This window comes from Actinoplanes sp. M2I2, assembly GCF_023544445.1.
Lineage (GTDB): Bacteria > Actinomycetota > Actinomycetes > Mycobacteriales > Micromonosporaceae > Actinoplanes.
In genome coordinates, this window is the sequence record NZ_JALPVJ010000010.1 from 17218 (window position 1) to 39201 (window position 21984).

22 protein-coding genes are annotated in these 21984 nt (G+C 70.3%); 9 read left to right on the forward strand and 13 right to left on the reverse strand.

Annotated features, from left to right (window positions below):
* Positions 1-75 precede the first annotated feature (75 nt).
* The 4 genes from HJC40_RS21175 to HJC40_RS21190 form a co-directional block, all read right to left on the reverse strand.
* Positions 76-966: a class I SAM-dependent methyltransferase gene (locus HJC40_RS21175; protein WP_250003004.1), complete on the reverse strand. Its 891-nt coding sequence runs from the start codon at positions 964-966 to the stop codon at positions 76-78.
* A gap of 353 nt (positions 967-1319) precedes the next feature.
* A complete protein-coding gene (locus HJC40_RS21180; RefSeq protein ID WP_250003005.1) occupies positions 1320-1682 on the reverse strand; it encodes a WhiB family transcriptional regulator in 363 nt (120 codons plus the stop codon).
* A gap of 142 nt (positions 1683-1824) precedes the next feature.
* Positions 1825-2169 carry a hypothetical protein gene (locus tag HJC40_RS21185; protein ID WP_250003006.1) on the reverse strand — a complete coding sequence of 115 codons (345 nt, stop codon included), beginning with the start codon at positions 2167-2169 and terminating at the stop codon, positions 1825-1827.
* A 130-nt stretch (positions 2170-2299) separates the two neighbouring features.
* Positions 2300-4435, reverse strand: coding sequence for an ATP-dependent DNA helicase UvrD2 (locus HJC40_RS21190; RefSeq protein WP_250003007.1), 2136 nt, complete (start codon positions 4433-4435; stop codon positions 2300-2302).
* 81 nt (positions 4436-4516) lie between these two features.
* On the opposite strand from HJC40_RS21190, the gene HJC40_RS21195 reads away from it, so the two are divergent.
* Positions 4517-4762, forward strand: coding sequence for a mycoredoxin (locus HJC40_RS21195; RefSeq protein WP_250003008.1), 246 nt, complete (start codon positions 4517-4519; stop codon positions 4760-4762).
* On the opposite strand, the gene HJC40_RS21200 is transcribed toward HJC40_RS21195, so the two are convergent.
* From HJC40_RS21200 to HJC40_RS21225, 6 genes are all read right to left on the reverse strand, one after another.
* On the reverse strand, positions 4728-5168 hold the full coding sequence (locus HJC40_RS21200; RefSeq protein WP_250003009.1) for a hypothetical protein: 441 nt from the start codon (positions 5166-5168) through the stop codon (positions 4728-4730). The two genes, HJC40_RS21195 and HJC40_RS21200, sit on opposite strands and share 35 nt — an antisense overlap.
* Positions 5165-5602 (reverse strand): hypothetical protein, encoded by a 438-nt coding sequence (locus HJC40_RS21205; RefSeq protein ID WP_250003010.1) that lies wholly within the window; start codon positions 5600-5602, stop codon positions 5165-5167. Before HJC40_RS21205 ends, HJC40_RS21200 begins: the two co-directional genes overlap by 4 nt.
* Positions 5603-5629: 27 nt before the next feature.
* Positions 5630-6517, reverse strand: coding sequence for a phytanoyl-CoA dioxygenase family protein (locus HJC40_RS21210; protein ID WP_250003011.1), 888 nt, complete (start codon positions 6515-6517; stop codon positions 5630-5632).
* A 100-nt stretch (positions 6518-6617) separates the two neighbouring features.
* Positions 6618-7526 carry an NAD(+) diphosphatase gene (gene nudC, locus HJC40_RS21215; protein ID WP_250003438.1) on the reverse strand — a complete coding sequence of 303 codons (909 nt, stop codon included), beginning with the start codon at positions 7524-7526 and terminating at the stop codon, positions 6618-6620.
* A gap of 74 nt (positions 7527-7600) precedes the next feature.
* Positions 7601-8917 carry a pitrilysin family protein gene (locus HJC40_RS21220; protein WP_250003012.1) on the reverse strand — a complete coding sequence of 439 codons (1317 nt, stop codon included), beginning with the start codon at positions 8915-8917 and terminating at the stop codon, positions 7601-7603.
* Positions 8914-10221 carry a pitrilysin family protein gene (locus HJC40_RS21225; protein WP_250003013.1) on the reverse strand — a complete coding sequence of 436 codons (1308 nt, stop codon included), beginning with the start codon at positions 10219-10221 and terminating at the stop codon, positions 8914-8916. Before HJC40_RS21225 ends, HJC40_RS21220 begins: the two co-directional genes overlap by 4 nt.
* 178 nt (positions 10222-10399) lie before the next feature.
* On the opposite strand from HJC40_RS21225, the gene HJC40_RS21230 reads away from it, so the two are divergent.
* The 7 genes from HJC40_RS21230 (at position 10400) to HJC40_RS21260 (ending at position 19329) form a co-directional block, all read left to right on the forward strand.
* On the forward strand, positions 10400-10810 hold the full coding sequence (locus tag HJC40_RS21230; protein WP_250003014.1) for an Rrf2 family transcriptional regulator: 411 nt from the start codon (positions 10400-10402) through the stop codon (positions 10808-10810).
* A complete protein-coding gene (locus HJC40_RS21235; protein WP_250003015.1) occupies positions 10807-11877 on the forward strand; it encodes an ABC transporter substrate-binding protein in 1071 nt (356 codons plus the stop codon). The genes HJC40_RS21230 and HJC40_RS21235 overlap by 4 nt, the downstream gene beginning before the upstream one ends.
* A gap of 13 nt (positions 11878-11890) precedes the next feature.
* A complete protein-coding gene (locus HJC40_RS21240) occupies positions 11891-12643 on the forward strand; it encodes an ABC transporter ATP-binding protein (protein WP_250003016.1) in 753 nt (250 codons plus the stop codon).
* A complete protein-coding gene (locus HJC40_RS21245) occupies positions 12633-13559 on the forward strand; it encodes an ABC transporter permease (protein ID WP_250003017.1) in 927 nt (308 codons plus the stop codon). The genes HJC40_RS21240 and HJC40_RS21245 overlap by 11 nt, the downstream gene beginning before the upstream one ends.
* An 820-nt stretch (positions 13560-14379) precedes the next feature.
* Entirely contained in the window at positions 14380-16188 is a 1809-nt protein-coding gene (locus tag HJC40_RS21250; protein WP_250003018.1) for a glycosyltransferase family 2 protein, read from the forward strand.
* On the forward strand, positions 16185-18137 hold the full coding sequence (locus tag HJC40_RS21255) for a galactose oxidase early set domain-containing protein (protein ID WP_250003019.1): 1953 nt from the start codon (positions 16185-16187) through the stop codon (positions 18135-18137). Before HJC40_RS21250 ends, HJC40_RS21255 begins: the two co-directional genes overlap by 4 nt.
* A 46-nt stretch (positions 18138-18183) precedes the next feature.
* Positions 18184-19329 carry a glycoside hydrolase family 6 protein gene (locus tag HJC40_RS21260; RefSeq protein ID WP_250003020.1) on the forward strand — a complete coding sequence of 382 codons (1146 nt, stop codon included), beginning with the start codon at positions 18184-18186 and terminating at the stop codon, positions 19327-19329.
* A 46-nt stretch (positions 19330-19375) separates the two neighbouring features.
* Here the strand turns inward: HJC40_RS21260 and HJC40_RS21265 are convergent, their stop codons facing one another.
* Together HJC40_RS21265 and HJC40_RS21270 are read right to left on the reverse strand one after the other, a co-directional pair.
* Positions 19376-20278, reverse strand: a complete 903-nt coding sequence (locus tag HJC40_RS21265; protein ID WP_250003021.1) for a hypothetical protein — start codon at positions 20276-20278, stop codon at positions 19376-19378.
* A 35-nt stretch (positions 20279-20313) separates the two neighbouring features.
* Entirely contained in the window at positions 20314-20550 is a 237-nt protein-coding gene (locus HJC40_RS21270; RefSeq protein ID WP_250003022.1) for a hypothetical protein, read from the reverse strand.
* Between the two features lie 173 nt (positions 20551-20723).
* On the opposite strand from HJC40_RS21270, the gene HJC40_RS21275 reads away from it, so the two are divergent.
* On the forward strand, positions 20724-21437 hold the full coding sequence (locus HJC40_RS21275) for a 1-acyl-sn-glycerol-3-phosphate acyltransferase (RefSeq protein WP_250003023.1): 714 nt from the start codon (positions 20724-20726) through the stop codon (positions 21435-21437).
* Between the two features lie 220 nt (positions 21438-21657).
* Here the strand turns inward: HJC40_RS21275 and HJC40_RS21280 are convergent, their stop codons facing one another.
* Positions 21658-21861 carry a cold-shock protein gene (locus HJC40_RS21280; RefSeq protein WP_225254914.1) on the reverse strand — a complete coding sequence of 68 codons (204 nt, stop codon included), beginning with the start codon at positions 21859-21861 and terminating at the stop codon, positions 21658-21660.
* Positions 21862-21984 lie beyond the last annotated feature (123 nt).

A 21984-nucleotide genomic window follows, 5' to 3' on the forward strand; every position in this document is an offset into this window, starting at 1 on the left:
CCAAGTGGACTCAGGCGTGGTGGGCTCGAGCGTGGTCAACTCGGGCTAGATGGGCCCAGGCGTGTTGAGTTCAGGCTAGATGGGCTCAGGCCTGGTGAGCTCGGGCTTGGTGGGGCCGGGCCTGATGGGGTCGGGCTTGGTGGGATCGGGCTTGGTGGGATCGGGCTTGGTGGGGTCGGGCTTGGTGGCTTTGATGACGTAGTAGGCCGGCAGCGCACCGGCGGTCTGCCCGAGCCCGGCGTACAGAGCGGGCTCGGGCGCCTCGAAGAAGGCGTCCAGTCGGAGACCGGCCCCGACCAGGGCCATCACGACATCGCTCACCGGCCACACGAAGGCCGAGAACCGCGGCGCATCCGGCTCGCCGCGGGCTCCCTGCGGGCGTTTGGCGTCGTCCTGATCCACGTTGGGGCGGTCGCGCCCGAAATAGTCGCCGGCCACGGCCAAGTGGTCGTCGCCGCGGACGGCCAGGACCTCCCAGGCGGGATGGTGGTCGCACAGCAGCACCGCGCCGCCGGGGCGCAACCGGCCGGCGATCATGGTCGCGAAGCCGATGAGGTCGGGCACCCAGCAGATCGCGCCCCAGCTGAGGTAGACGAGATCCAGCTCGGCCAGATCGGCGGGCGGGTCGAGCATGTCGGCCCGGCGGAAGTCGGCCTCGATCCCCGCCTCGGCGGCTCGGCTTTTCGCCTCGGCCACGGCGACGTCGGAGATGTCGACACCCGTCGCGACGGCGCCGAGGTTCGCCCAGGAGAGCACCTCGTCCCCGTACGAACACGCCAGATGGACGACACGCCGGCCCGTCACATCACCGGCCAGCCGACGTTCGAAGTCCGCCAAGCTGACCTCGCCCGCGCGGAGGCGATCGGTCGCGATGCCCGATCGTCTGGGGGCGATGGTGTTCCAGCTCATCCGGTTCGACTCGGTGATGGCCTTGAGGCGGGATTCCACAGCCACCAACGTAGACATCCGCCGATCCGCGCGCAGCAGGATTCCCGCCGCCCCGATCCGGCCGGCCGCGGACCCGCTGAACCAAGCGAGAGACCCGTCCGCGGAATGCGGGCGGGCCTCTCGGCTCATCTATCGGTATTCAATGCGTGTCGGGTATCAGAATCGCCGACCGCCGAGTTCACGTGAGGCGGTGTGACGCGCCTCCATGGCTACCTGGCGAGCGGGACGGTGGGCCTCAGGTGTGTAGTCACTCTGAGGCCGACGCATTCGAGCCCGGCTCAACGCCTCTTGGAGGAGTCTCATCTTGGTTGCTCCGTTCGAGTGCATGTCAGTTTTCTGCTTCCGGTAGGAGGGGACGGTGGTGGTCATCTTCAGGCCGCCAGGCTGACGGTCTTGCGGGACTCGAGTCCGTTGGCGGCGAGCCGCTCCTCGACCTCGTGAGCCAACTCGGCGTCGCGCGCCACGTCGGCCTTACGGGGACGGCCACGCGGCCGCTTGCGCGGAACCACGGCACCGCGCTCGAAGATCTCGCCACCCCAGACACCCCAGGGCTCGTTCCGCTCGACCGCGCCGGCCAGGCACTCGACGCGCAGCGGGCAGTCCCCGCAGAGCGACTTGGCCAGTTCCAGCTGGGCCGGGGAGTCGGAGAACCACAGGTCCGGGTCGAACTTCCGACAGGGCAGGTTTGCCTCGATCTCGACGCTCACGTCGAGCGGGGCCAGCGCCAGACTCATAAAGCCCGGTCACCTCTCTCTTTTCTCGATCTTCTGGATCGCCGTTCAGGTCATGCGTCCGGCCGGTGAGCCGGCAAAAAAATGAGGCCGCGGATCCCAGTTACGGGTTCCGCGGCCTCGAGGTGAGCCGGAGGTCTGTTGGTCAGACCGGCCTTCCTCGAGGCGGGACACCGTTGCCACCATCCGTGTAGCGCTTGCTGATGGAGACATTGCTGCCCTTGAACCCAGGGTTGGTGCCGTTGGTGCCAGTGGTGCCTTCGATCCGGTCAAGCGCCAGAACGTCCAGCTCGGCCTGGACGGAAACCTGGTGCAGGTACGAAACCGGAGCTCGCTCGGCGGCCATCACCGGCACAGTGATCGGTGCGGTGGCCACGAACGGAGCCCGCTCAGCGGCTGCCGGGGCCCACACGTGGGCCGGGGCGAACAGCGAGGCGGACGGAGCGCAGGCAAGGGTCAGCGGCGCCGACAGCTGCATCGTCATCGTCATGCTTCCCATCGTGGCCACCTCCTCCATTTGCGTTGCACTCGTTGATGTGAACTCACCGAACATCCCTGCTCGGTGAGGTGTGTCCTGAGGCTATGCCTGCCTCCACAGGCGAGGCAAACGAATTAACGGACTAGTTTTCAAAGTTTTTTTGAGCGACCTCTTCGGGTGAAGCGCCGCCCACGAGAGCGAACACCGACTCGCCGTACTGGCCCAGCTTGCGAGGCCCTATCCCGGCGATCGCCAGCAGCTCCGCGGGCGACGACGGGCGACGCTCGGCCATGGCCACCAACGTGGCGTCGGTGAAGACCACGTAAGCAGGCACTTTGAGCTCCGCCGCGGTGGCCGCCCGCCACTTCTGGAGACGCTCGAAAAGCTCCTCGTCGAGGTCGGACGGGCAGGTCGGGCAGCGGCCGAGTTTGCGGTCGGCCCCGGCCAGGAGAGTGGCCCCGCAGATGCGGCACGAGGACACCTGGGAACGCCTTCGGTCGGGTTTCCGACTCCGGTCGCCGGCGCGTTCGGTCGACGAGGTGCGTTCGAGCTGGGGCAGGAAACGGCACGGCCTGCGCGCCCGGCCGCCGGGCGAGCGCGACTGCCCGTACGACAACCACAGCCACTGCCGTGCGCGGGTGACCCCGACGTAGAGGAGGCGGCGCTCCTCCTCCAGCTGCTCGGGCGTCTTAGCGTACGTCGTCGGGAGCGTGCCGTCGGCCAGGCCGACCAGGAACACGGCGTCCCATTCGAGGCCCTTGGCCGAGTGCAGCGAGGCCAGCGTGACACCGGCGACGGTGGGCGCGTGCTGCTGCTCGGCCCGGCGCAAGAGCTCGTCGTTGAAGGCGGTCAGCGTGATGTCACGCTGCACGGCCCCGGCCTGCCCGATCGGCTCGACCACCGGCAGGCGCGCGTAGTCCTCGGCCAGGGCGACCAGAGCGGCCAGCGCCTCCCACTGCTCCCGCGCCGCGCCGCCGGGCGGGGGCTGCTCCCGCTGCCAGCCGGTGGCCGCGAGCGCCTCGACCACAGCCTGCACCAGCGGTGTCTCACCGGGCGTGGAGCGGACGGCGGCCCGCATCGCGATCATCGCCTGGCGGATCTCCGGCCGCTCGAAGAAGCGCTCGGCGCCCCGGACGACATAGGGCACCTCGGCCTCGGCCAGCGCCTTCTCGTACGCCTCGGACTGCGCGTTGGTCCGGAAGAGCACGGCGAGCTCGCTGGCCGGGGTGCCGGACGCGATCAGGTCGCGGCACCGGCGCGCCACCGCGGCCGCCTCGCCGGCCTCGTCCGGGAAGATCTTGAGCTCTGGCTCGGCCCCGGGCGGGCGCTGACCGACGAGCTCGAGCCGCAGCCGGGCCTCGTTGCCGCGGGCCTGCCGGATCACCGCGTTGGCCAGACCGACCACCTGGGGCGTGGAACGGTAGTCGCGCACCAGCCGGACCACCACGGCCTCGCGCCGCAGCCGCGGGAAGTCGATCAGGTAGGACGACGTGGCGCCGGTGAACGAGTAGATCGTCTGGCTGGCGTCGCCGACCACGGTGAGGTCGTCCCGGCCGCCCAGCCAGGCCTCGAGCAGGCGCTGCTGCAACGGGTTGACGTCCTGGTACTCGTCGACGACGAAGTGCCTGTACTGCGCCCGGATCTGCTCGCCCACATCGGGGTGCTCCTCGATGCCCCAGACCGCGGCGCGCAGCATGTCCTCGAAGTCGATCACGCCCTGACGGCGCTTGAGCGACTCGTACGCGGCGAAGACCTCGGCCACCTTGGCCGGCTCGAAGGGCGGCTCGCGCAGGGCCTTGCGGGCCGCCACGGCGTACTCGTCCGGCTCGACGAGCGACGACTTGGCCCACTCGATCTCGCTCGCCAGGTCGCGCGCGCCGGTGCGGTCGGCGCGTACCCCAGCCCGCGCAGCGGCCAGCCCGACCATGCGGGCCTTGCTCTCGAGCAGCTCGGGCATGGCCCGGCCCTCGAGCAGCCGGGGCGCGAAGTAGCGCACCTGGCGCAGCGCCGCCGCGTGGAACGTACGCGCCTGCACACCGGAGGCGCCCAGCTCGGTGAGCCGCGAACGCATCTCGGCGGCGGCCCGCGCGGTGAAGGTCACCGCGAGGATGTGCCGGGGGCTCACTTCGCCGGTGAGCGTTCGATACGCGATCCGGTGGGTAATCGCACGAGTCTTGCCGGTCCCCGCACCCGCCAGGATGCAGACCGGCCCGGCCGGGGCGGTCACCGCCGTCCGCTGTTCGGGGTCGAGCCCGGCCAGCACCGCATCAGTCCGCACGGTAGGGAATCATGGCACCCGGGTCGGACGTTGTGCCGGAAGGCGCTGTGCCATGTGACCCATCCGAAGGAGTTCCGACCGATGTTGACCATGTACTCGACGTCCTGGTGCGGCTACTGCCACCGTCTGAAGTCGCAACTCGATCGGGAGGGCATCGCCTACGAGGTGGTGGACATCGAGCAGCAGCCCGAAGCGGCCGACTTCGTGATGAGCGTCAACGGCGGCAACCAGACCGTCCCTACGATGAAATTTGACGACGGCTCGGCGCTGACCAATCCGTCGATCGTCCAGGTCAAGGAGCGCCTGTCGGCTCTGGCCGCGGGCTGATGCCGGGCTCGGCGGCGAGTTCCTCGGCCCGGGCGACCAGGCCCTCGAGCTCGCCGTCGGTCAAGGCCATCTCGTCCACCAGCCGGGCGAAGAGCAGCAGGTACGCGCCGGTGCGGACGCTTTCGTCGATCTCCTCCACCGGCACCTTCTCGCCCAGGGCGTCGCGCATCAGCATCTCGGCCTCGAGCGTCGGCAGGCCCGCGGCCACGGTGCGCCGGATCTCGGCCAGCGGGCTGTCGGCGTCGAAGCGGCGACGGGCCGCCAGTCCGAAAGCGATCGCCCAGAGCCGGCGCGCGTCCTCGTCCGGCGCGTCACACGGCGACGGCGTCTCCTCGGCGGCCACCCGCAGCAGATGGTGCCCGGCCTGGGTGCGTACGCCCGTGGCGGGCGAGAACATCGGGCTCATGACCGGTCCACCCGTCGCTCGGCCTGGCGGACCAGCGCGCGAAGCTCGTCGGCGGGGACGCCCGGTGGCCGCGCGAGGTCGCCGACCACCACACAGATGATCTCCGCCCGGCGCAGGGCCGGGATCGCGTACGCCAGCTCGGGCTCGCCGAGGACGGACCGGACGACCGCCTCGGCCTGGCGGGCGAGCCGGCCGCCGGACGGCAGCGCCTGATAGTCGAGCAGGTCCCGGATGTAGTCGGTGACGTCCCGGGGATCACGGCCGACGAAGCTGCGGCGCACCGCCACCGTGAACAGCTCGTGCAGCAGCCGGGCGGCCCGGGGTGAGCCGCCGGCCCGTGACAGCGACCGCGCCGGGCTCTCCTCCCCCAGTGCGTCCAGGAGGAGACGGCCCGCCGCGGTCGCCGCTGTATCTATTGTCCCGCTTTGCCCCACCTCCGGATGCTATCCGGAGGACCACTGTTACGGGATGAGAGCCGGGATGCTGGAGTCGAGCAGACCCCGATCCTTGAGCGCGCCGTAGAGCGGCGTCGTCTCGGGGAAGTGACCCCAGGCGTGGTCGCCGCTGCCGTCGCCGGCCCCGCCGAGCAGCTGCTTCTGCACGTCGGTGAAGCCCGCCCACTCCGGCCTGTTCGGCAGGTCGGCGACATCGTCACGGCCGGCGATCCAGCGGTACGTGTAGCCGAAGAACGCCCCGACGCGGGTGATCGACGAGTAGTTGTCGGACCGTGCGTGCCACAGGCGGCGGTCGAAGACCACCAGGTCGCCGGGGTTCGCGGTGATCTGCAGGGCGCCCTCGGGCTCGGGCCACGGAACGCCCCGGCTCGGCGGGCCGGGCAGCCAGTTGGTCTTGTGGCTGCCGGGCAGGACGGTGAAGTTGCCCCGGCCGGTCTCGCTCACGTCGGAGAGCCAGTAGGCCAGCTTGACCGACAACGTCGGGCGCGGGTCGGTCTCGATCTCCCGATTCTGGCGGCCGCCGTCCTGGTGCCAGTGCCACCATTCCTTCTGCTTCTCGTGGATCTGCGGGTGCACGTCGATGTGCGAGTGGTAGACGTGCACGTTCCACCCGAGCAGCGACCAGATGTAGCGGAACGCCACCGGGTGGTCGAGCAGAAACGCCAGCTCCGGCAGGGACGTCACCGCGGAGAGCTGGTGCAGCGCACCCGTCGAGCCCAGCCCGTGCCCGCCGGGCTGGCCGGCCCGCTCGAAGGCGCCCAGGACAGCGTCACGCGCAAGCGCGATCTCGCTCTCGGACAGCACTCCGCGGACCACGAGAAAACCGTCCCGGTCGAACCGGGCGCGCTCTTCCGCGGTCATCGGGGCCCATGCGGGCGCTTGCACCTGCGTCATCGAATCCACCTCTCGGTCTTTGTAAACCGAGACGCGGCTGAGCCCTCTTTTGGTTACTTCGAAAGGAGAAAACTTCTCTGATTCGACGAAGTTGATTCCCTTAGCGGGCGAAACCGCCCAACCACTGCTCAATGAGATAGAAAGCGATGGAAGAGGGCATCGGGAGGCTCATCGCTGTGCCGGTGCCGGGGTGGTGGTAGTCGCCCGCGATCATCTTCGCGACCTCGTCCCGGGTGAACCAGTGCGCCTCGTCGATCTCGGCCGGGTCGAGCCGGATCGGCTGCTCCGGGTCGGCGGTCGCGTGGAAGCCGAGCATCAGCGAGCCCGGGAACGGCCAGGACTGGCTGCCGGCGTAGTGCAGCGACGTGAGATCGACGCCGACCTCCTCGCTCACCTCGCGGGCGACACTGGCCTCGGCCGACTCGCCCGGCTCGACGTAGCCGGCCAGGCACGAGAAGCGCAGCCCGCCGTCGGCCGCGCGCCCCCAGGTGGCGTTGTGGCCGAGCAGGCAGCGGCCCTCGGGGCCGGCGACGCCGTCGTGCACCAGCACGATCATGGCCGGGTCGGTGCGCGGCCACATCGTGTTGCCCTCGGTGTCCTTGCGCGCCCAACCGGCCTCGACCACTGTCGTCGGCAGGCCGGTGCGCGGCGAGAACGTGTGGCTGCGGTGCCAGTTGCCCAGCGCCACCGCCGTGGTGAAGACCCCGGCGTCCCGCGCGTCGAGCAGGTGGCCGATGTCGCGCAGCGTGGCCGGCGCGGCCCCCGCGGACTCGGGCAGCGGCGCGTCGACCATCCACAGCGGGGTGCCGTCGGTGTCGAGGCCGAGGAACCAGTGCTCACCGTCGGGCGCGGCGGCCGACGGCAGCAGCACCAGCCGGTCGTCGGCGATCATCGCCCGGCCACCCTTGCTCAGATCGACGACGACGACCTGACCGCGGGTCCAGGCCGCGGCCAGCCATGCCTCGTCGGTGCGGTGCTCCGCGGCCCGGTCGAGGGTGCTGCGCGCCAGTGGCGGCGAGTCGACCCGGCCGCCCGGCTGCTCCCTGACATCGGGCTCGGGGACATCGGGCTCTTCAGGGGAGCTCACTCGGCGCTTCGTTCCACCGTGGTCAGCGCGGACAGCGGCCCTTCGACCCGGGCGGCGTCGCCCAGCACCACCGTGACCGCGTTCGTCGGCGCGAGGAAGCGGGCGGCCACCTCGGCCACCTGCTCCCGGGTGGCGCCGGCCAGCGCGGCCGAGTACTGCCGGAGGTGGTCGAGCCGCAGACCGAAGCTGGCGTACATGCTGGCCAGACCGGCCAGGCCGGCCTGGGTCGACATGCCCAGCCGCAGGGTGCCCAGCGCATATCGGCGGGCCTGCTCCAGCTCCTCCTCGCCGGGCGGCAGGCTGGCGATGCGCCCCAGCTCGTACAGGGTCTCGAGCAGGGACGGACCGGTCACCTCGGTGGCGACCTCGGCCGAGACCACCAGCGCCGAGCCGGCCAGGAAGTGCTCGATGCCGGTGTGCGGGCCGTAGGTGTAGCCCTTGTCCTCGCGCATGTTCTCGACCCAGCGGGACGAGAAGTAGCCGCCGAAGACCAGGTTGGCCAGCTGCAGGGCCGCGTAGTCGGGGTCGGTGCGGTCGAGCGCGGGCAGGGCCATGCGCAGCGACGACTGCACCGCGCCGGGCCGGTCGACCAGCAGCAGCGGGCCGGGCTCGAGCGCCGGGATGGGCGGCACCTCGACGGCCTTGGCCGGGCCGGTCCAGCTGCCGAGCGCCTTCTCCGCCGCGTCGATCGCCTTTTCCGGGTTCAGGTCGCCGACCAGCACCAGCACCGCGCCCTCGGGACGGACCCGCTCGGCGTGCAGGGTGCGCAGCTGGGCCGGGCGGACCGCGCGCACCTGGTCGGGCCCGGGGGTCTGCACCGCGTACGGGTGCTTGCCGAACATCCTCTTGAGCAGCGCCGTGCGGGCCAGGTGGGCCGGCTGGGTCAGCGCCACCTGGATGTGGTCGACCAGGCGGTCGCGCTCGGTCGCCACCTCGTCGTTCGGGTACGCCGGGTCGGTCAGCACCGCGGCGAGGATCTCGAGCATGCGGTCGAGCCCGGAGGCCAGCGAGTTGCCGGTGACCAGCAGCCGGTCGGGGTCGAGGCCGGCCGACAGACCGCCGCCGACCGCCTGCAGCTCGGCCGCGATGTCGACGCTGCTCATCGTGCTGGTGCCGGTGAACAGCGCCTGCGAGAGCACGGTCGCCCGGGGCAGCGGCGTCTTGCCGAACGGCACCCGCAGCCGCAGCTCGACCAGCGGCACGGAGGTACGCCGGATGGCGATCACCGTGAGGCCCCCGGCCAGCGTGCGCTCGGCCTCCTTGGGCAGCTTGAGCTTCGCGTCCGGGATCAGATCGGGGAGGGTGTGGCTCATGCGACGGCTCCGGGGATGACCTCGACGGTGGCGCGCCGCTCCGGGCGCAGGGTGGCGGCCGCGGCGACGATCTGCGCCTCGGTGACCTCGCCGACCAGTTTCGGCAGTTCGTTGAGCATCTCGGGACGGCCGCGCTGCAGCTCGAGCACCGCCATCGGCAGCGCCCGGCCGAGCACCGCGTCGGTGTCCCGCAGCAGGTGGGTGGCGATGCGGGCCTGGACCCGCTCGAGCTCGCCGGGGGCCAGCCCGTCGGCGGCCAGCCGGTCGAGCTCCTCGTCGACCGTGCGCAGCACCTTGTCGGCGTCGCCGCCGGGCGGCATGTGCGCCTGGATCAGCATCGCCGTGGGGTTGCGGACCTGGAACTCGTCGCCCATGAAGCCGATGTAGCCGCCGATGCTGGTGACCGTGCGGTCGCGCTGCACCAGGCGCTCGACCAGCCGGGAGGCGTCGCCGTCGGTGAGCACCTCGGCCAGCACGACGAACGGCAGGTAGTTGTCGAAGTCGCCGATCGGGTCGGGCACCCGCCAGGCCCCGGCCACCCCGGGCAGCGGTGCGAGCCGGTCGGTGTACGAGTCGCGCTTCTCGCCGGTCAGGTCGGGCTCGTCGAAGTCGGGCAGCGGCGGCGCCGGACGGGCCGGCACGTCGCCGAAGTGGCGGTGGATCATCTCGGTCGCGGTCGCCACGTCGAAGTCGCCGGCCACCGCCAGGGTGGCGTTGCCACAGGCGTAGTAGCGGTCGAAGAAGGCCTGGGCGTCCTCGACGGTGGCGCTGTCGAGGTCACCGAACGAGCCGTAGCCGTCGTGGGCGTTCGCGAAGGTCGAGAACATCACCGGGGGCAGCCGCAGCCAGGGGAACCCGCCGTAGGGCCGGTTCAGCACGTTGACCCGGATCTCTTCCTTAACCACGTCGATCTGGTTGAGCAAATTCTCCTCGGTCAGCCGCGGCCCGCGCATGCGGTCGGCCTCGAGGAACAGCGCCCGCTCGAGAGCGCCCGCCGGGAGCACCTCGAAGTAGTCGGTGTAATCCAGGTGGGTGGACCCGTTGAAGGTGCCGCCGGCGCCCTGCACGTGCCGGAAGTGGGCCAGCTTCTCGAGGTTGGCCGAGCCCTGGAACATCAGGTGCTCGAAGAGGTGGGCGAAGCCGGTGCGGCCCTCGGGCTCGGATCGGATGCCCACGTCGTAGACGACCGCCACCCCGACGACCGGGGCGCTGCGGTCGGGGGTGAGCACCACCCGCAATCCGTTGGCCAGGGTGAAACGCTCCACCGGGTACTTCGTCGCGGGGATCTTGATTCTGCGCGCCACGAAATGACATTAGCGCCTTCTCCGGCCAGCGTCGCGACTGCATGTCACCACGCGGCCACCCGGCGGCATCGATCGGTCGTCGCACTTCCGGGGGGCGAGGCTTGACGCCAATCCCTACTTAGACCATCATTCCCATCTACTAGGTAGGCAAACGCGGGTATGCGGGACAGGGGGCCACGTGTACGTCTCGGCGCGCACCGACTACGCCGTGAGGGCCATGCTCTCGGTGACGGCGGAACAGCCCAGGCTCGTGAAGGCCGCCTCGCTCGCCGCCGCCCAGGACATCCCGCTCAGCTTCCTGCAGGGCATCCTGCTCGACCTGCGCCGGGCCGGCCTGCTGCACAGCCACCGCGGTGTCGACGGCGGCTACGCGCTGGCCCGGCCGGCCGACCAGATCACCGTCGGCGATGTCGTCCGGGCCGTCGGCGGGGCCCTGGCCACCGTGCGCGGGCTGCCCACCGCCATCGCGACCTACCACGGCGCGGCCACCGGGCTGCACGACGTGTGGGTCGCCGTCGAGGAAGCCATCGAGGGCGTCGTCGATCACAAGACCCTGGCCGAACTGTCCACCCTTAAGGAGTCCGCATGAGCTTCCGCGCCATCCGCGCGCTGGCCCTGGCCACCACCGCCCTTCTGTCCGCCTCGCTGCTGACCGCGTGCGGCGGCGACGACGACGCGGCAGCCGGCGGAGCCGGCGGTTCGGCCGAGGCCGCGTCGCTGCGCCTCGGCTACTTCCCCAACATCACCCACACCCCGGCCCTGATCGGGGTCAACAAGGGCTACTTCCAGACCGCCCTGGGCGGCACCAAGCTCGAGACCAAGACGTTCAACGCCGGTCCGGCCGCGATCGAGGCGCTCTTCTCGGGCGCGATCGACGCCACGTACATCGGCCCGAACCCGGCCATCAACGGCTGGGCCCAGTCCAAGGGCACCGGCCTGAAGATCATCGCGGGCAGCACCTCGGGCGGCGCCGGCCTGGTGGTCAAGGAGGGCATCAACGGCCCGGCCGACCTCAAGGGCAAGAAGATCGCCACCCCGCAGCTGGGCAACACGCAGGACGTCGCGCTGCGGGCCTGGCTCAAGGAGAACGGCCTCAACGCCGACCAGCAGGGCGGCGGCGACGTGTCGGTGCTCCCGCAGGACAACGCGACCGCGCTGCAGGCCTTCGCCCAGGGCGCGATCGACGGCGCCTGGGTGCCCGAGCCCAACCTGAGCCGGCTGGTGCTCGAGTCCAAGGGCAAGGTCCTGGTCAACGAGAAGGACCTGTGGCCGAGCGGGCTGTTCGTCACCACCCACCTGATCGTCACCCAGGAGTTCCTCAAGAAGTACCCGGCCACGGTCAAGAAGCTGGTGCAGGGCCACCTCGAGTCGCTCGACTACATCGAGAAGAACAACGCCGAGGCCCAGAAGACGGCCAACGCCCAGCTCGAGGCGCTCAGCGGCAAGCCGCTGAAGGACGAGGTGCTCGCCGCGTCGTTCAAGAACCTGACCTTCACCGCCGACCCGGTCGCCTCGTCGCTGTTCACCAGCGCCAAGCACGCCGAGGACGTCGGACTGCTCAAGCCGGTCGACCTCAAGGGCATCTACGACCTCGGGCCGCTCAACGAGCTGCTCAGGGCCGCGGGCAAGCCCGAGGTCAGCGACGCGGCGGCCTGAAGGGTCCGATCTCATGAGCCTCCTGCAACAGACCGAAGCAGTCGTACGCCTGGAGAGCATCTCCAAGAGCTACGGCGACCTCCTGGCCCTCGACCGGGTGTCGCTGACCGTGCGGCAGGGCGAGTTCGTCTGCCTGCTCGGCGCGTCCGGCTGCGGCAAGAGCACGCTGCTCTCCCTGGTCGCCGGGCTGGACGGGATCAGCGGCGGCTCGCTCGACATCGGCGGTCGCCGGGTGTCGCTGATGTTCCAGGAGGCCGCGCTCTTCCCGTGGCTCTCGGTCCGGGGCAACGTCGAGCTCCCGCTCCGGTTGGCCGGCGTCTCCCGGACCGAGCGCCGCAAGCGCGCCGACGAGCTGCTCGACATCGTGCGGTTGCGCGACTTCGGCGACAAGCGGCCGCACGAGCTCTCCGGCGGCATGCGCCAGCGGGTCGCCCTGGCTCGCGCGCTGGCCCAGAACGCCGACATCCTGCTGATGGACGAGCCGTTCGGGGCGCTCGACGCGATGACCCGCGACATCCTGCACGACGAGCTCGAACGGATCTGGCGCGAGCAACAGCTGACGGTCATGTTCGTCACGCACAACGTGCGCGAGGCGGTGCGGCTGGGCGACCGGGTGATCCTGCTCAGCAGCCGCCCGGGCCGGGTGATCGAGGACTACGCGATCACCCACGAGCGCCCCCGGCGCATCGACTCCCCCGAGGTTTCCGGCCAGGCCGCCGAGATCACCGACCGTCTCCGCGCGGAGGTCGCCCGTCATGGCCATTAAGTACCCGTCCGCGCGCGCCGGGCTCGAGGGCACGACCGCCCAGGCGGACGTGCCGGAGGCGCCCGAGAAGGTCGCCGCCGCGGAGGTCAGCGGGCTCGACGCGCTCGAGCTGCAGCCGCATCGCGACCGGGGCCGGCTGAGCCGGCGGATCTGGCGCAGCACCTGGCCCAAGGTGCTGGCCATCGGCATCGTGCTGCTGATCTGGCAGATCGCGGTCTGGTCGGAGTGGAAGCCGATCTACGTGCTCCCGTCCCCGGCGACCGTCTTCACCGACCTCGGCACGGTCATCACCACGGGCGACTTCTGGGACGGCGTACGGGTGACCATGACCCGCGCGTTCACCGGCTTCCTGCTGGCGGTGGCGATCGGCACGATCATCGGCGCGCTGGTGTCGCAGTTCGCGCCGCTGCGGGCGGCCATCGGCTCACTGATCACCGGCCTGCAGACGATGCCCTCGATCATGTGGTTCCCGCTGGCCATCCTGCTCTTCCAGCTGAGCGAGAGCGCCATCCTGTTCGTGGTCGTGCTGGGCGCGGCCCCGTCGGTGGCGAACGGCCTGATCAGCGGCATCGACTACGTGCCCCGCACGTGGCTGCGGGTGGGCCAGGTCCTGGGCATGCGGGGCTTCGCCAAATACCGGCACCTGATCCTGCCGGCGTCGCTGCCCTCGTTCATCTCCGGCCTCAAGCAGGGCTGGGCGTTCTCGTGGCGCAGCCTGATGGCGGGCGAGCTGCTGGTCATCGTGCCGGGGGCGCTGTCGATCGGCGTACGCATGCAGCAGGCCCGTGACCTCAGCGACTCGAGCCTGGTGATCTCCTACATCATCGTCGTGCTGGTGATCGGCATCCTGATCGACGTCTTGTTCAACACCGCGGACAACGCTCTGCGCAAGCGCTGGGGCCTGGTCGGGAGCTGAGGCCGGTCCGGATGTCCTGACCTGATCAGTGGTTCGAAGCCCGCCGGCGACCGAGTGCCGGCGGGCTTTCGACACTGGTCCCTTTCTCGTCCCGTGGCATACGAGACGGGTTCCCCATCGCCATAAGTCCGAAATGGACTGCCTGAGACTGCATCAATACGGTACGGGCATGGCATCTTCCCCATTTCCCCCACCTGCGCCCGCGCCTCCGAAATGGGCCTGAGCGGGATCTTCCCGGCGGACCGCCACGGAGGCCTTCACATGTTGGCCGCGAGGGCAGGGGCTGGGCCTGGGCGTCGGCGGCATGGAGCGGGTCGCGGTATTCCCACTGGCGATCTGGTGTTGTGCTGCCGGTTGCTGTCTAATCGCCAGAGCTCGCACCTTCGTACCCCGGGAGAACAGGCTCGGGGACCGCGTGCTGACGCACTGATCCCGGCCGACCCGGGACGGCGGCGATGTCGTGCCGCCGGCCCTCGAGGGCGACCGAGCAAACCGGACAGTTGTGGCATAGGGGTATAGAAATGAGTGATGTAACTCTCTATCTCGTCCCCAGTAACAGCTCTTCAACTTCCCAATGCGACCCTCGGTCACTGTTTTTACAAACGCCTACGCAGTACTGACATAGAAATGCGTCGATGATTACTGACCGTAGCACTACGGGGTGTGTTGAAGTGGAATCTGGTCGGCGTCGGCTCCCATCGAGCTCGACCGTGAATTGTCATGCCCTTCGCCGGGCCGGGCGCCGGCCGAGCGGAGGACGTCAACGGTGAGCGCCGTGCGGACTCCGTCACCAGATTCGCCGCACCACAGGCCGGCGCCCGTGGACGACACCCGGGTCATCCCGTTGCCCCGCACGGCTCTGGAGCGGGACGGGCCGTGGGCTCACCTCGAGCAGACCCACATCTTCACGGACAAGTACAGCTACAGCGCCTACAGCGTGCTCGCCGGGCCCGCGGTGGCGCCGGTCGGGAAGTCGGAAGGCAAGCCGTACCGGGTGAAGATGCGCCCGCTCGCCCGGCGGCGCCCGATCGCGACGGTGTTCATCACGCTGTTCGCCTTCGCGTTCGAGACCACGTTCTTCGGCTGGCTCATCTCCGCCATCGAGCTGCCCGACCCCGACCTGCGGCCGTTGCTGTTCGGCGCCACGATCTTCATGATCGCCGCGACCACGCTGATCGAGCTGTTCCGGCTCCTCAACGTCGTCACGCTCTGCCTGGCGACGATCTGGGCGCGGGATCCGCAGCCGGTCATCCCGGACGCGAGGCTGCGGGTGGCGTTCCTGACCACGATCGTCCCGGGCAAGGAACCGGTGGACATGGTGGAGCGCACGCTGGTCGCCGCCAAGAAGATCCGCCACACCGGCCCGTACGACGTGTGGCTGCTCGACGAGGGCGACGACCCCGAGGTCCGCGCGATGTGCCGGCGCATCGGCGTGCGGCACTACACCCGCCGCGGCCTCCCGCAGTACAACACCCCGGTCGGCGCCATGAAGGCCAAGACCAAGCACGGCAACTACAACTCGTGGATCGATCGGCACGGAGATTCGTACGACGTGTTCGTCTCGGTCGACCCGGACCACGTCCCGCAGCCCAACTTCTGCGAGCGCCTGCTCGGCTACTTCAACGACCCGGATGTCGCGTTCGTCGTCGGGCCGCAGGTCTACGGCAACTACGACAGCGTGGTGACCCGCTGGGCCGAGTCGCAGCAGTACCTGTTCCACTCGCTGTTGCAGCGGGCCGGGAACAAGCGTGGCATCGCGATGCTGGTCGGCACGAACAACGCGGTGCGCATCTCCGCCCTGCGCAGCATCGGTGGCCTGCAGGACTCGATCACCGAGGACATGGCCACCAGCCTGGTCATGCACAGCACGGCCAACCCGGCGACCGGCGCCCGCTGGCGTTCGGTGTACACGCCGGACGTGCTCGCGGTCGGTGAGGGCCCGTCCTCCTGGACCGACTACTTCACTCAGCAGCATCGCTGGTCGCGCGGCACGGACGAGGTCGTGGTGCGCAAGTTCGGCCGGATCGGCTGGAAGCTCGGGTTCGGGCGGGCGCTGCACTACGGGCTGCTGATGGCGTACTACCCGCTGACCGCGCTCGCCTGGCTGCTCGGCGCCAGCGTCGCGGCCTGCTACCTGCTGCTGGGGGCCAAGGGCGTACAGGTGCCGCAGGAGGTGTGGCTGATGCTCTACGTCGACGCCGCGCTGTTCCAGATCGGCCTGTACCTCTTCAACCGCCGGCACAACGTGAGCCCGCACGAGGAAGAGGGCTCCTCCGGCCTGTCCGGGATGCTGGTGTCGACCCTGTCCAGCCCGCTCTACGTGTCGTCGTTCGTCGGCGCGCTGCTGGGCCGCAAGGCCGGGTTCGTGGTGACGCCGAAGGGCGACTCGACGAGCCCGGACCGCCCGGCCACCTTCAAGTACAGCCTGGCCTGGGCGGCGTTCTACGCCGCGCTGCTGGCGGCCTCGCCGTTCCTCGGGCACGTGGACGGCGCGATGTGGCTGTGGCCCAGCCTCAACCTGGTGATCTGCCTGCTGCCGATCATCGTGTGGAAGATCCAGACCATGAGGCCGCCACCGGCCCGCAAGCGAGTCCTCGACCCGAAGACCATGGAGAAGACGTACGTATGAAGCCCCGTACCCGCCCCTCCCTAGCCCGCAGGATCGCGGCCGGCCTGGCCGTGGTCCTGGTCTCCGGCGTCGTCGTGGTGGTGAACCGGCCGATGGTCGCCGCCGGCGCCACCGCTCTGCACCAGTTCAACATCAACCGGCAGGCCTACAAGGAAGAGTTCGGCCACTGGGCCACGTTGCCGGTCCCGCAGGACTACAAGATCAACGCTATCCACGCGGCCATGCTCAGCACCGGCAAGCTGCTCATCATCGCGGGCAGCGGCAACAACCGCGACGCGTTCGAGGCCGGCACCTTCCGGACGATCCTCTACGACCCCGCGGCGGACAAGTTCACCGACGTGCCCACGCCGACCGACGTGTTCTGCGCCGGCCACACGTTCCTGGCGAACGGCAACCTGCTCGTCGCCGGCGGCACGAAGGATTACGAGGTCCTCGCCGAGGACATCGACAAGGCGTACGGCGTGATGAAGCTGAAGAACGAGTCGGTCGCCGGCGGGCCGCGCACGTTCGCCAAGGGCACCACGATCGTCTCGAAGGCGGGGAAGAAGTACCGGACCCGCGCCAAGGTGACCCTGCCGGCGGCCACCACCATGCAGCACGGCGCCGAGGTGATGACCCACGCCGGTGAGGTCGAGGTCTTCGTGGACGCGGTCGAGAAGGGCGACAAGTCGATCGTCGCCGAGCCGCAGCAGTACGTCGTCGAGGGTCTGGCCGGCGCCGACGCGCGGAACATCTACGGCCTCTCGGACAAGATCACCCGGGATAAGCAGGAGTACGGCGGGGACAAGACGTCCTACGAGTTCGACCCGCGGACCGAGCGCTACGTGCGGGTCGGCGACATGGTGAAACACCGCTGGTACCCGACGCTGGCCGAACTGCCCAACGGCGACGTGCTCGCCGTGTCCGGCCTCGACGAGTTCGGCCGGATGATCCCCGGCAACAACGAGAAGTACGTCGCTGCCACCAAGAAGTGGGTCGACGCCCCGAAGCTCAAGCGGACGTTCCCGACGTACCCGGCCTTCCACATGATGGCGAACGGCAACCTTTTCTACTCCGGCTCCAACGCCGGCTACGGCTCGGACACCGTGGGCCGTACCCCCGGCGTCTGGAACGTCCGCAACAACAAGTTCGTGACCGTTCCCGGCCTGCGCGACGCGACGCTCACCGAGACCAGTTCCTCGGTCCTGCTGCCGCCCGCCCAGGACCAGAAGGTCATGATCCTCGGCGGTGGCGGGGTCGGCGAGTCCGAGGTCTCCACCAAGCGCACCGACATCATCGACCTGACCGAGAAGAAGCCCCGCTTCCAGCCCGGACCGGACCTGCCGGCGCCGGCCCGCTACCTGAGCGCGGTCCTGCTGCCCGACGACACCGTCTTCACCAGCGGCGGCTCCTCCGGCTACCGCGGCGGCAAGTACGGCGACAAGACCCGCAGCGACCTGTTCAACGCCCAGATCTACCAGCCGGCCCAGAACGCGTTCGCCACGGCGGCCGAGTCCACAGTGGGCCGCAACTACCACTCCGAGGCGATCCTGCTGCCGGACGGGCGCGTCGTGACGATGGGCAGCGACCCGCTCTACGACGAGTCGGGCAAGGGACCGGGCACCTTCGAGAAGCGCATCGAGGTGTACTCGCCTCCCTACCTCTTCAAGGGGGCGCGACCGGCCATCACCGACGGCCCCGAGAAGGTCAAGCGCGGCACCACGGTCTCGTTCACCTCGGCGGAGGCGGCCCAGATCAAGACCGCCCGGCTGGTGCGGCCCAGCGCCGTGACCCACGCCCTGGACGTGGACCAGCGCTCCGTCGCCCTGGACATCACCCCGGCCGGCGGCGACACCCTGGGCCTGTCCATCCCCAAGACGAAGGGCCTGGTGCCGTCCGGCTGGTACATGCTGTTCCTGGTGGACGACAAGGGCGTGCCGTCGGTGGCCCGCTGGGTACAGGTGCTCTGACCTCATGGCCCACCACGCCAAGCCACCCCTCCGGCGCCCTCGGCTGGTGCTCGCAGCCTCCGCGGCCCTCGCGGTCGTCGCGGTCACCACGGGCGTGGCGGTGACCATGGCCGTGCGCGGCGACGATCAACCCATCGCGCCGGTCTTCGCGGACGGCGGGCCGTCCAGCACCGGCAGTGCCTCACCGGCGCCACCCTCCCCGGCCGTCAGTGCGCCGGGGAGCGCCAGCGCTGCCCCCACCACCCCGCCCACGAGCCGGCCGGCCACGAAGTCGGCCGGCTCGCCGGCGGCGAGCGGCGGGGCGCTGGCCGGGAAGAACCTCTACGTCGACCGGACCGGCGCGGCCGTCAAGCAGCTCCGGGACTTCCAGGCCGCCGGACGCGACGCCGACGCCCGGCTGATCCGCGAGATCGCGGACCAGCCCACCGCCACCTGGTTCGCCGACACCGCGCCCGGCTACACCACCCGGGCGCGCAAGCTGGTCACCGGCGCGGCCGGCGCCGGCCGGCTGCCGGTGCTGACGATGTACAACATCCCGCACCGCGACTGCTCCGGCCAGTCCGCCGGCGGGGCCTCCGGGGCGGACGCCTACCGCTCCTACGTCGCGTCGATGGCCAACGCCATGGCCGGCCACCCGGCCGTGGTGATCCTCGAACCGGACGCTGTCCCGCAAGCCGTGCAGGGCTGCCTGGACCCGGGGCGCACCGCCGAACGGTTCGCCCTGCTCGGCGAGGCGATCGACACCCTGCGCAAGAACCCCGGCGTGGTCGTCTACCTGGATGCCGGCAACCCGAGCTGGATCACCGACACCGAGAAGATGGCCGCCGCCCTGCGGACGGCCGGGGTGGCGAGGAGCAACGGGTTCTCGTTGAACGTGGCGAACTTCGAGAGCACCGCGGCGAACCGGGAGTACGGGACCGCGCTGTCGGGTCACCTCGACGGCGCCCGCTTCGTGATCGACACCAGCCGCAACGGCAACGGCCCGGCACCCCGCGGTCCGAACGGCAACGAGCACTGGTGCAACCCCCCGGACCGCAGCCTCGGCGAGCCGCCGACCACCCGTACGAACCACAAGCTGGTCGACGCCTACCTGTGGATCAAACGCCCGGGCGAGTCCGACGGCGCGTGCGGCAACGGCGCCCCGCCGGCCGGCCAGTGGTGGGCCGACTACGCCCTCGGCCTGGCCCGCTAGCACCGAGCCGGCGGGCGGAAGCTCCCGGGACGCCCCAGCTCGCGCCCTAGACGGGCCGTACGGAGGCCAGCACCTCGTCGACCACGTGATCCCACTGTTTGTGGGTGCCGGGGACCGAGACGTAGAGGACGGCCGCGGTCGTCTTGCCGACGTCGATGACCGCCACCGCGGAGAGCTCCGAGGTGGCGGTCAGGCCCGGCGCCGAGAAGTGCAGGCGGAACGAGCTCACCCAGGCCGGTCGCCCGCCCAGCGTGGTCAGCTCGTCGCGGATCGGGTCCATCGTGTTGGGTTGCGGGTAGTACTCGGCGCGCACGTCAGCGGCCACCTGCCGGCCCACGCACTCGAGGTCGAGCGTCACCGCGTCGTTGTCGGCCGCCGGCACCGCGGCCGACAGGATCGAGGCGTGATAGCTGCCGGCGCTGTACTGCTCGGTGACGAAGTGCTGGCCGACCCGGTAGGGAACCTCCAGCGTGCCGGCCCGCCACACATCGGTCCAGGGCACCCAGGGCGCCCCGTAGGCCCGGTACGAGATGCCGGCCTCGTCGTCGGTCGTGCGCGCCCCGGTCGCCGGCGGCGGCGCGCTGGGCGCCTGCGTGGACGGCGCGCTGGGCGAACCGGTCGGCGCCGGGCACGCCTGGGCGAGCGGCGGGCGTACGTCGGTGGGGGCCGACTCCCGGGAGCGGAACGGGTTGCCCTCGGACGAGAACACGAGGATCAGCACGATGGTCAGACCGAGCCCCAGGATCGCGCCGGCGATGCCCCCGAAGATCAGCATCTGCCGGCGGCGGCGTTGCGGGCCGTCCGGCTGCGGCGGATCGGGCCGTGACGGCGGGGGCGGCGGCGGAGCCCCGCCCGGAGCTGTGGTGACCGGAGCGGTGGTGACCAGGCCGGATCCGAACCGGCCGCCCGGCTGCTGCCAGGGGAACGACTCCGGGGTCTGCTCGGACATGAAACCTAGTGAACACCACGCCGGTGGCGATCACGTCACGGCGTCGGCGTGACTGTCCCCTCGGCCGCGCCGAACAGGGCGCTGACCTGCTGCCAGAGCGTGGGACCGACGTCGGGGGCAGCGTCGCCGACCGCGGGATACCAGGGGGCGAAGGCCACGACGATCACGAGCGCGATGCCGAGGACGGCGAGCGCGAGCACGAATCCGAACTCCCGGCGGGCAGAGGGCCCGCCCATGCCGATACACGCCTGCGTGCCGGTACGTCGCTCCATGCCAGTGGGTCGATCCATGCCGGTACGTCCCGACATGCCGGTACCTGTGAGCATGGCGGTACCTCCAAAGTCACGTCCGAGCGAAAAGGGCCGATAGTTCTTAGACGCGCGAACGGGCCCGGACGTTGCAGCCGTCCCAGGAGAAGTTCAGCGACTTCCGCTACGGTCTTGCCATGGAACTCGTGTATCCGCCGGTCATCACCCTTGCCAAGACGATGTTCCGGGTGCTCGATCTCAAGATCGAGATCGATGGTGCCGAGCACATTCCGGCCACGGGCGGGGCAGTGCTCGCGAGCAACCACGTGAGCTACCTCGACTTCATCTTCTGTGGTCTGGGCGCTCAGCCGGCCAAGCGCCTGGTGCGCTTCATGGCCAAGAAGTCCGTCTTCGACAACAAGGTCAGCGGCCCGCTGATGCGCGGCATGCGGCACATCCCGGTGGACCGCGACGCCGGCGCCGCCTCGTTCCGCGCGGCCACCGAGGCGCTGCGCCGCGGTGAGGTGGTCGGCGTCTTCCCCGAGGCGACGATCAGCGAGTCCTTCACGGTGAAAGAGCTCAAGTCGGGCGCCGTCCGGCTGGCCCGCACGGCCAAGGTGCCGCTGATCCCGATGGCTGTCTGGGGTCCCCACCGGCTGTGGACCAAAGGCCACAAGAAAGACCTGTCCAAGCGGCACGTGCCGGTGCTCATCAAGATCGGCCAGGCGATCGAGATGCCCAAGGGCACCTCGCCCGACGCGCTCACCGCGACCCTCAAGGAGCGCCTGAGCGGCCTGCTCGATTCGGCCCAGCGGGCCTACCCCGACAAGCCCTCGGGCCCGGACGACCGCTGGTGGCTGCCGGCCCACCTCGGCGGCACCGCCCCGCTACCGGAGGCGGCCGCCGTCTGAGCCCACCGTGCGGCCCGCTCAGGCGGGCCGTGCGGCCCCGGGTGAGGTGCGCGCGGTGGCGAGCCGGGCTACGAGGTCCCGAGCCAGCAGCGCGCGGTGGGCAGCCGCAGGTCTGGGCGGCCCATGCCGGCCTTGGGCGGGCTGTGCAGGCTGCAGAAAGGCGCCGCACCCCCTGCGGGATGCGGCGCCCTCGTCTTGCCGTGCTAGCTGATCAGGATGATCAGAGCGGGCGGATGTTCGCGGCCTGCGGGCCCTTCTGGCCCTGGGTCACCTCGAACTCGACACGCTGGTTCTCGTCCAGGCTGCGGTAGCCGGAAGACTGGATAGCGGAGAAGTGGGCGAAGACGTCGGCGCCGCCGTCGTCCGGGGTGATGAACCCGAAGCCCTTGTCCGCGTTAAACCACTTCACAACGCCGGTAACCATGATCGTCTCCTCGACGGTCGATCGTTCCGCCCAACATGGTCGGAACGAGGTAATAAGACCCCACACTTCGTGGGACTCGTGTCGCCGTACTGATCGCCCGTACCGGAGGAATCCGGGTTACGA

What these genes read in the sequence shown, in the direction of transcription:
- HJC40_RS21175 (WP_250003004.1), bottom strand. Translation starts at nt 966, where the DNA reads ATGTCTACGTTGGTGGCTGTGGAATCCCGCCTCAAGGCCATCACCGAG.
- HJC40_RS21180 (WP_250003005.1), bottom strand. Translation starts at nt 1,682, where the DNA reads ATGAGTCTGGCGCTGGCCCCGCTCGACGTGAGCGTCGAGATCGAGGCA.
- HJC40_RS21185 (WP_250003006.1), bottom strand. Translation starts at nt 2,169, where the DNA reads ATGACGATGACGATGCAGCTGTCGGCGCCGCTGACCCTTGCCTGCGCT.
- HJC40_RS21195 (WP_250003008.1), top strand. Translation starts at nt 4,517, where the DNA reads ATGTTGACCATGTACTCGACGTCCTGGTGCGGCTACTGCCACCGTCTG.
- HJC40_RS21200 (WP_250003009.1), bottom strand. Translation starts at nt 5,168, where the DNA reads ATGAGCCCGATGTTCTCGCCCGCCACGGGCGTACGCACCCAGGCCGGG.
- HJC40_RS21210 (WP_250003011.1), bottom strand. Translation starts at nt 6,517, where the DNA reads ATGACGCAGGTGCAAGCGCCCGCATGGGCCCCGATGACCGCGGAAGAG.
- HJC40_RS21220 (WP_250003012.1), bottom strand. Translation starts at nt 8,917, where the DNA reads ATGAGCCACACCCTCCCCGATCTGATCCCGGACGCGAAGCTCAAGCTG.
- HJC40_RS21235 (WP_250003015.1), top strand. Translation starts at nt 10,807, where the DNA reads ATGAGCTTCCGCGCCATCCGCGCGCTGGCCCTGGCCACCACCGCCCTT.
- HJC40_RS21240 (WP_250003016.1), top strand. Translation starts at nt 11,891, where the DNA reads ATGAGCCTCCTGCAACAGACCGAAGCAGTCGTACGCCTGGAGAGCATC.
- HJC40_RS21245 (WP_250003017.1), top strand. Translation starts at nt 12,633, where the DNA reads ATGGCCATTAAGTACCCGTCCGCGCGCGCCGGGCTCGAGGGCACGACC.
- HJC40_RS21255 (WP_250003019.1), top strand. Translation starts at nt 16,185, where the DNA reads ATGAAGCCCCGTACCCGCCCCTCCCTAGCCCGCAGGATCGCGGCCGGC.
- HJC40_RS21265 (WP_250003021.1), bottom strand. Translation starts at nt 20,278, where the DNA reads ATGTCCGAGCAGACCCCGGAGTCGTTCCCCTGGCAGCAGCCGGGCGGC.
- HJC40_RS21270 (WP_250003022.1), bottom strand. Translation starts at nt 20,550, where the DNA reads ATGGAGCGACGTACCGGCACGCAGGCGTGTATCGGCATGGGCGGGCCC.
- HJC40_RS21275 (WP_250003023.1), top strand. Translation starts at nt 20,724, where the DNA reads ATGGAACTCGTGTATCCGCCGGTCATCACCCTTGCCAAGACGATGTTC.
- HJC40_RS21280 (WP_225254914.1), bottom strand. Translation starts at nt 21,861, where the DNA reads ATGGTTACCGGCGTTGTGAAGTGGTTTAACGCGGACAAGGGCTTCGGG.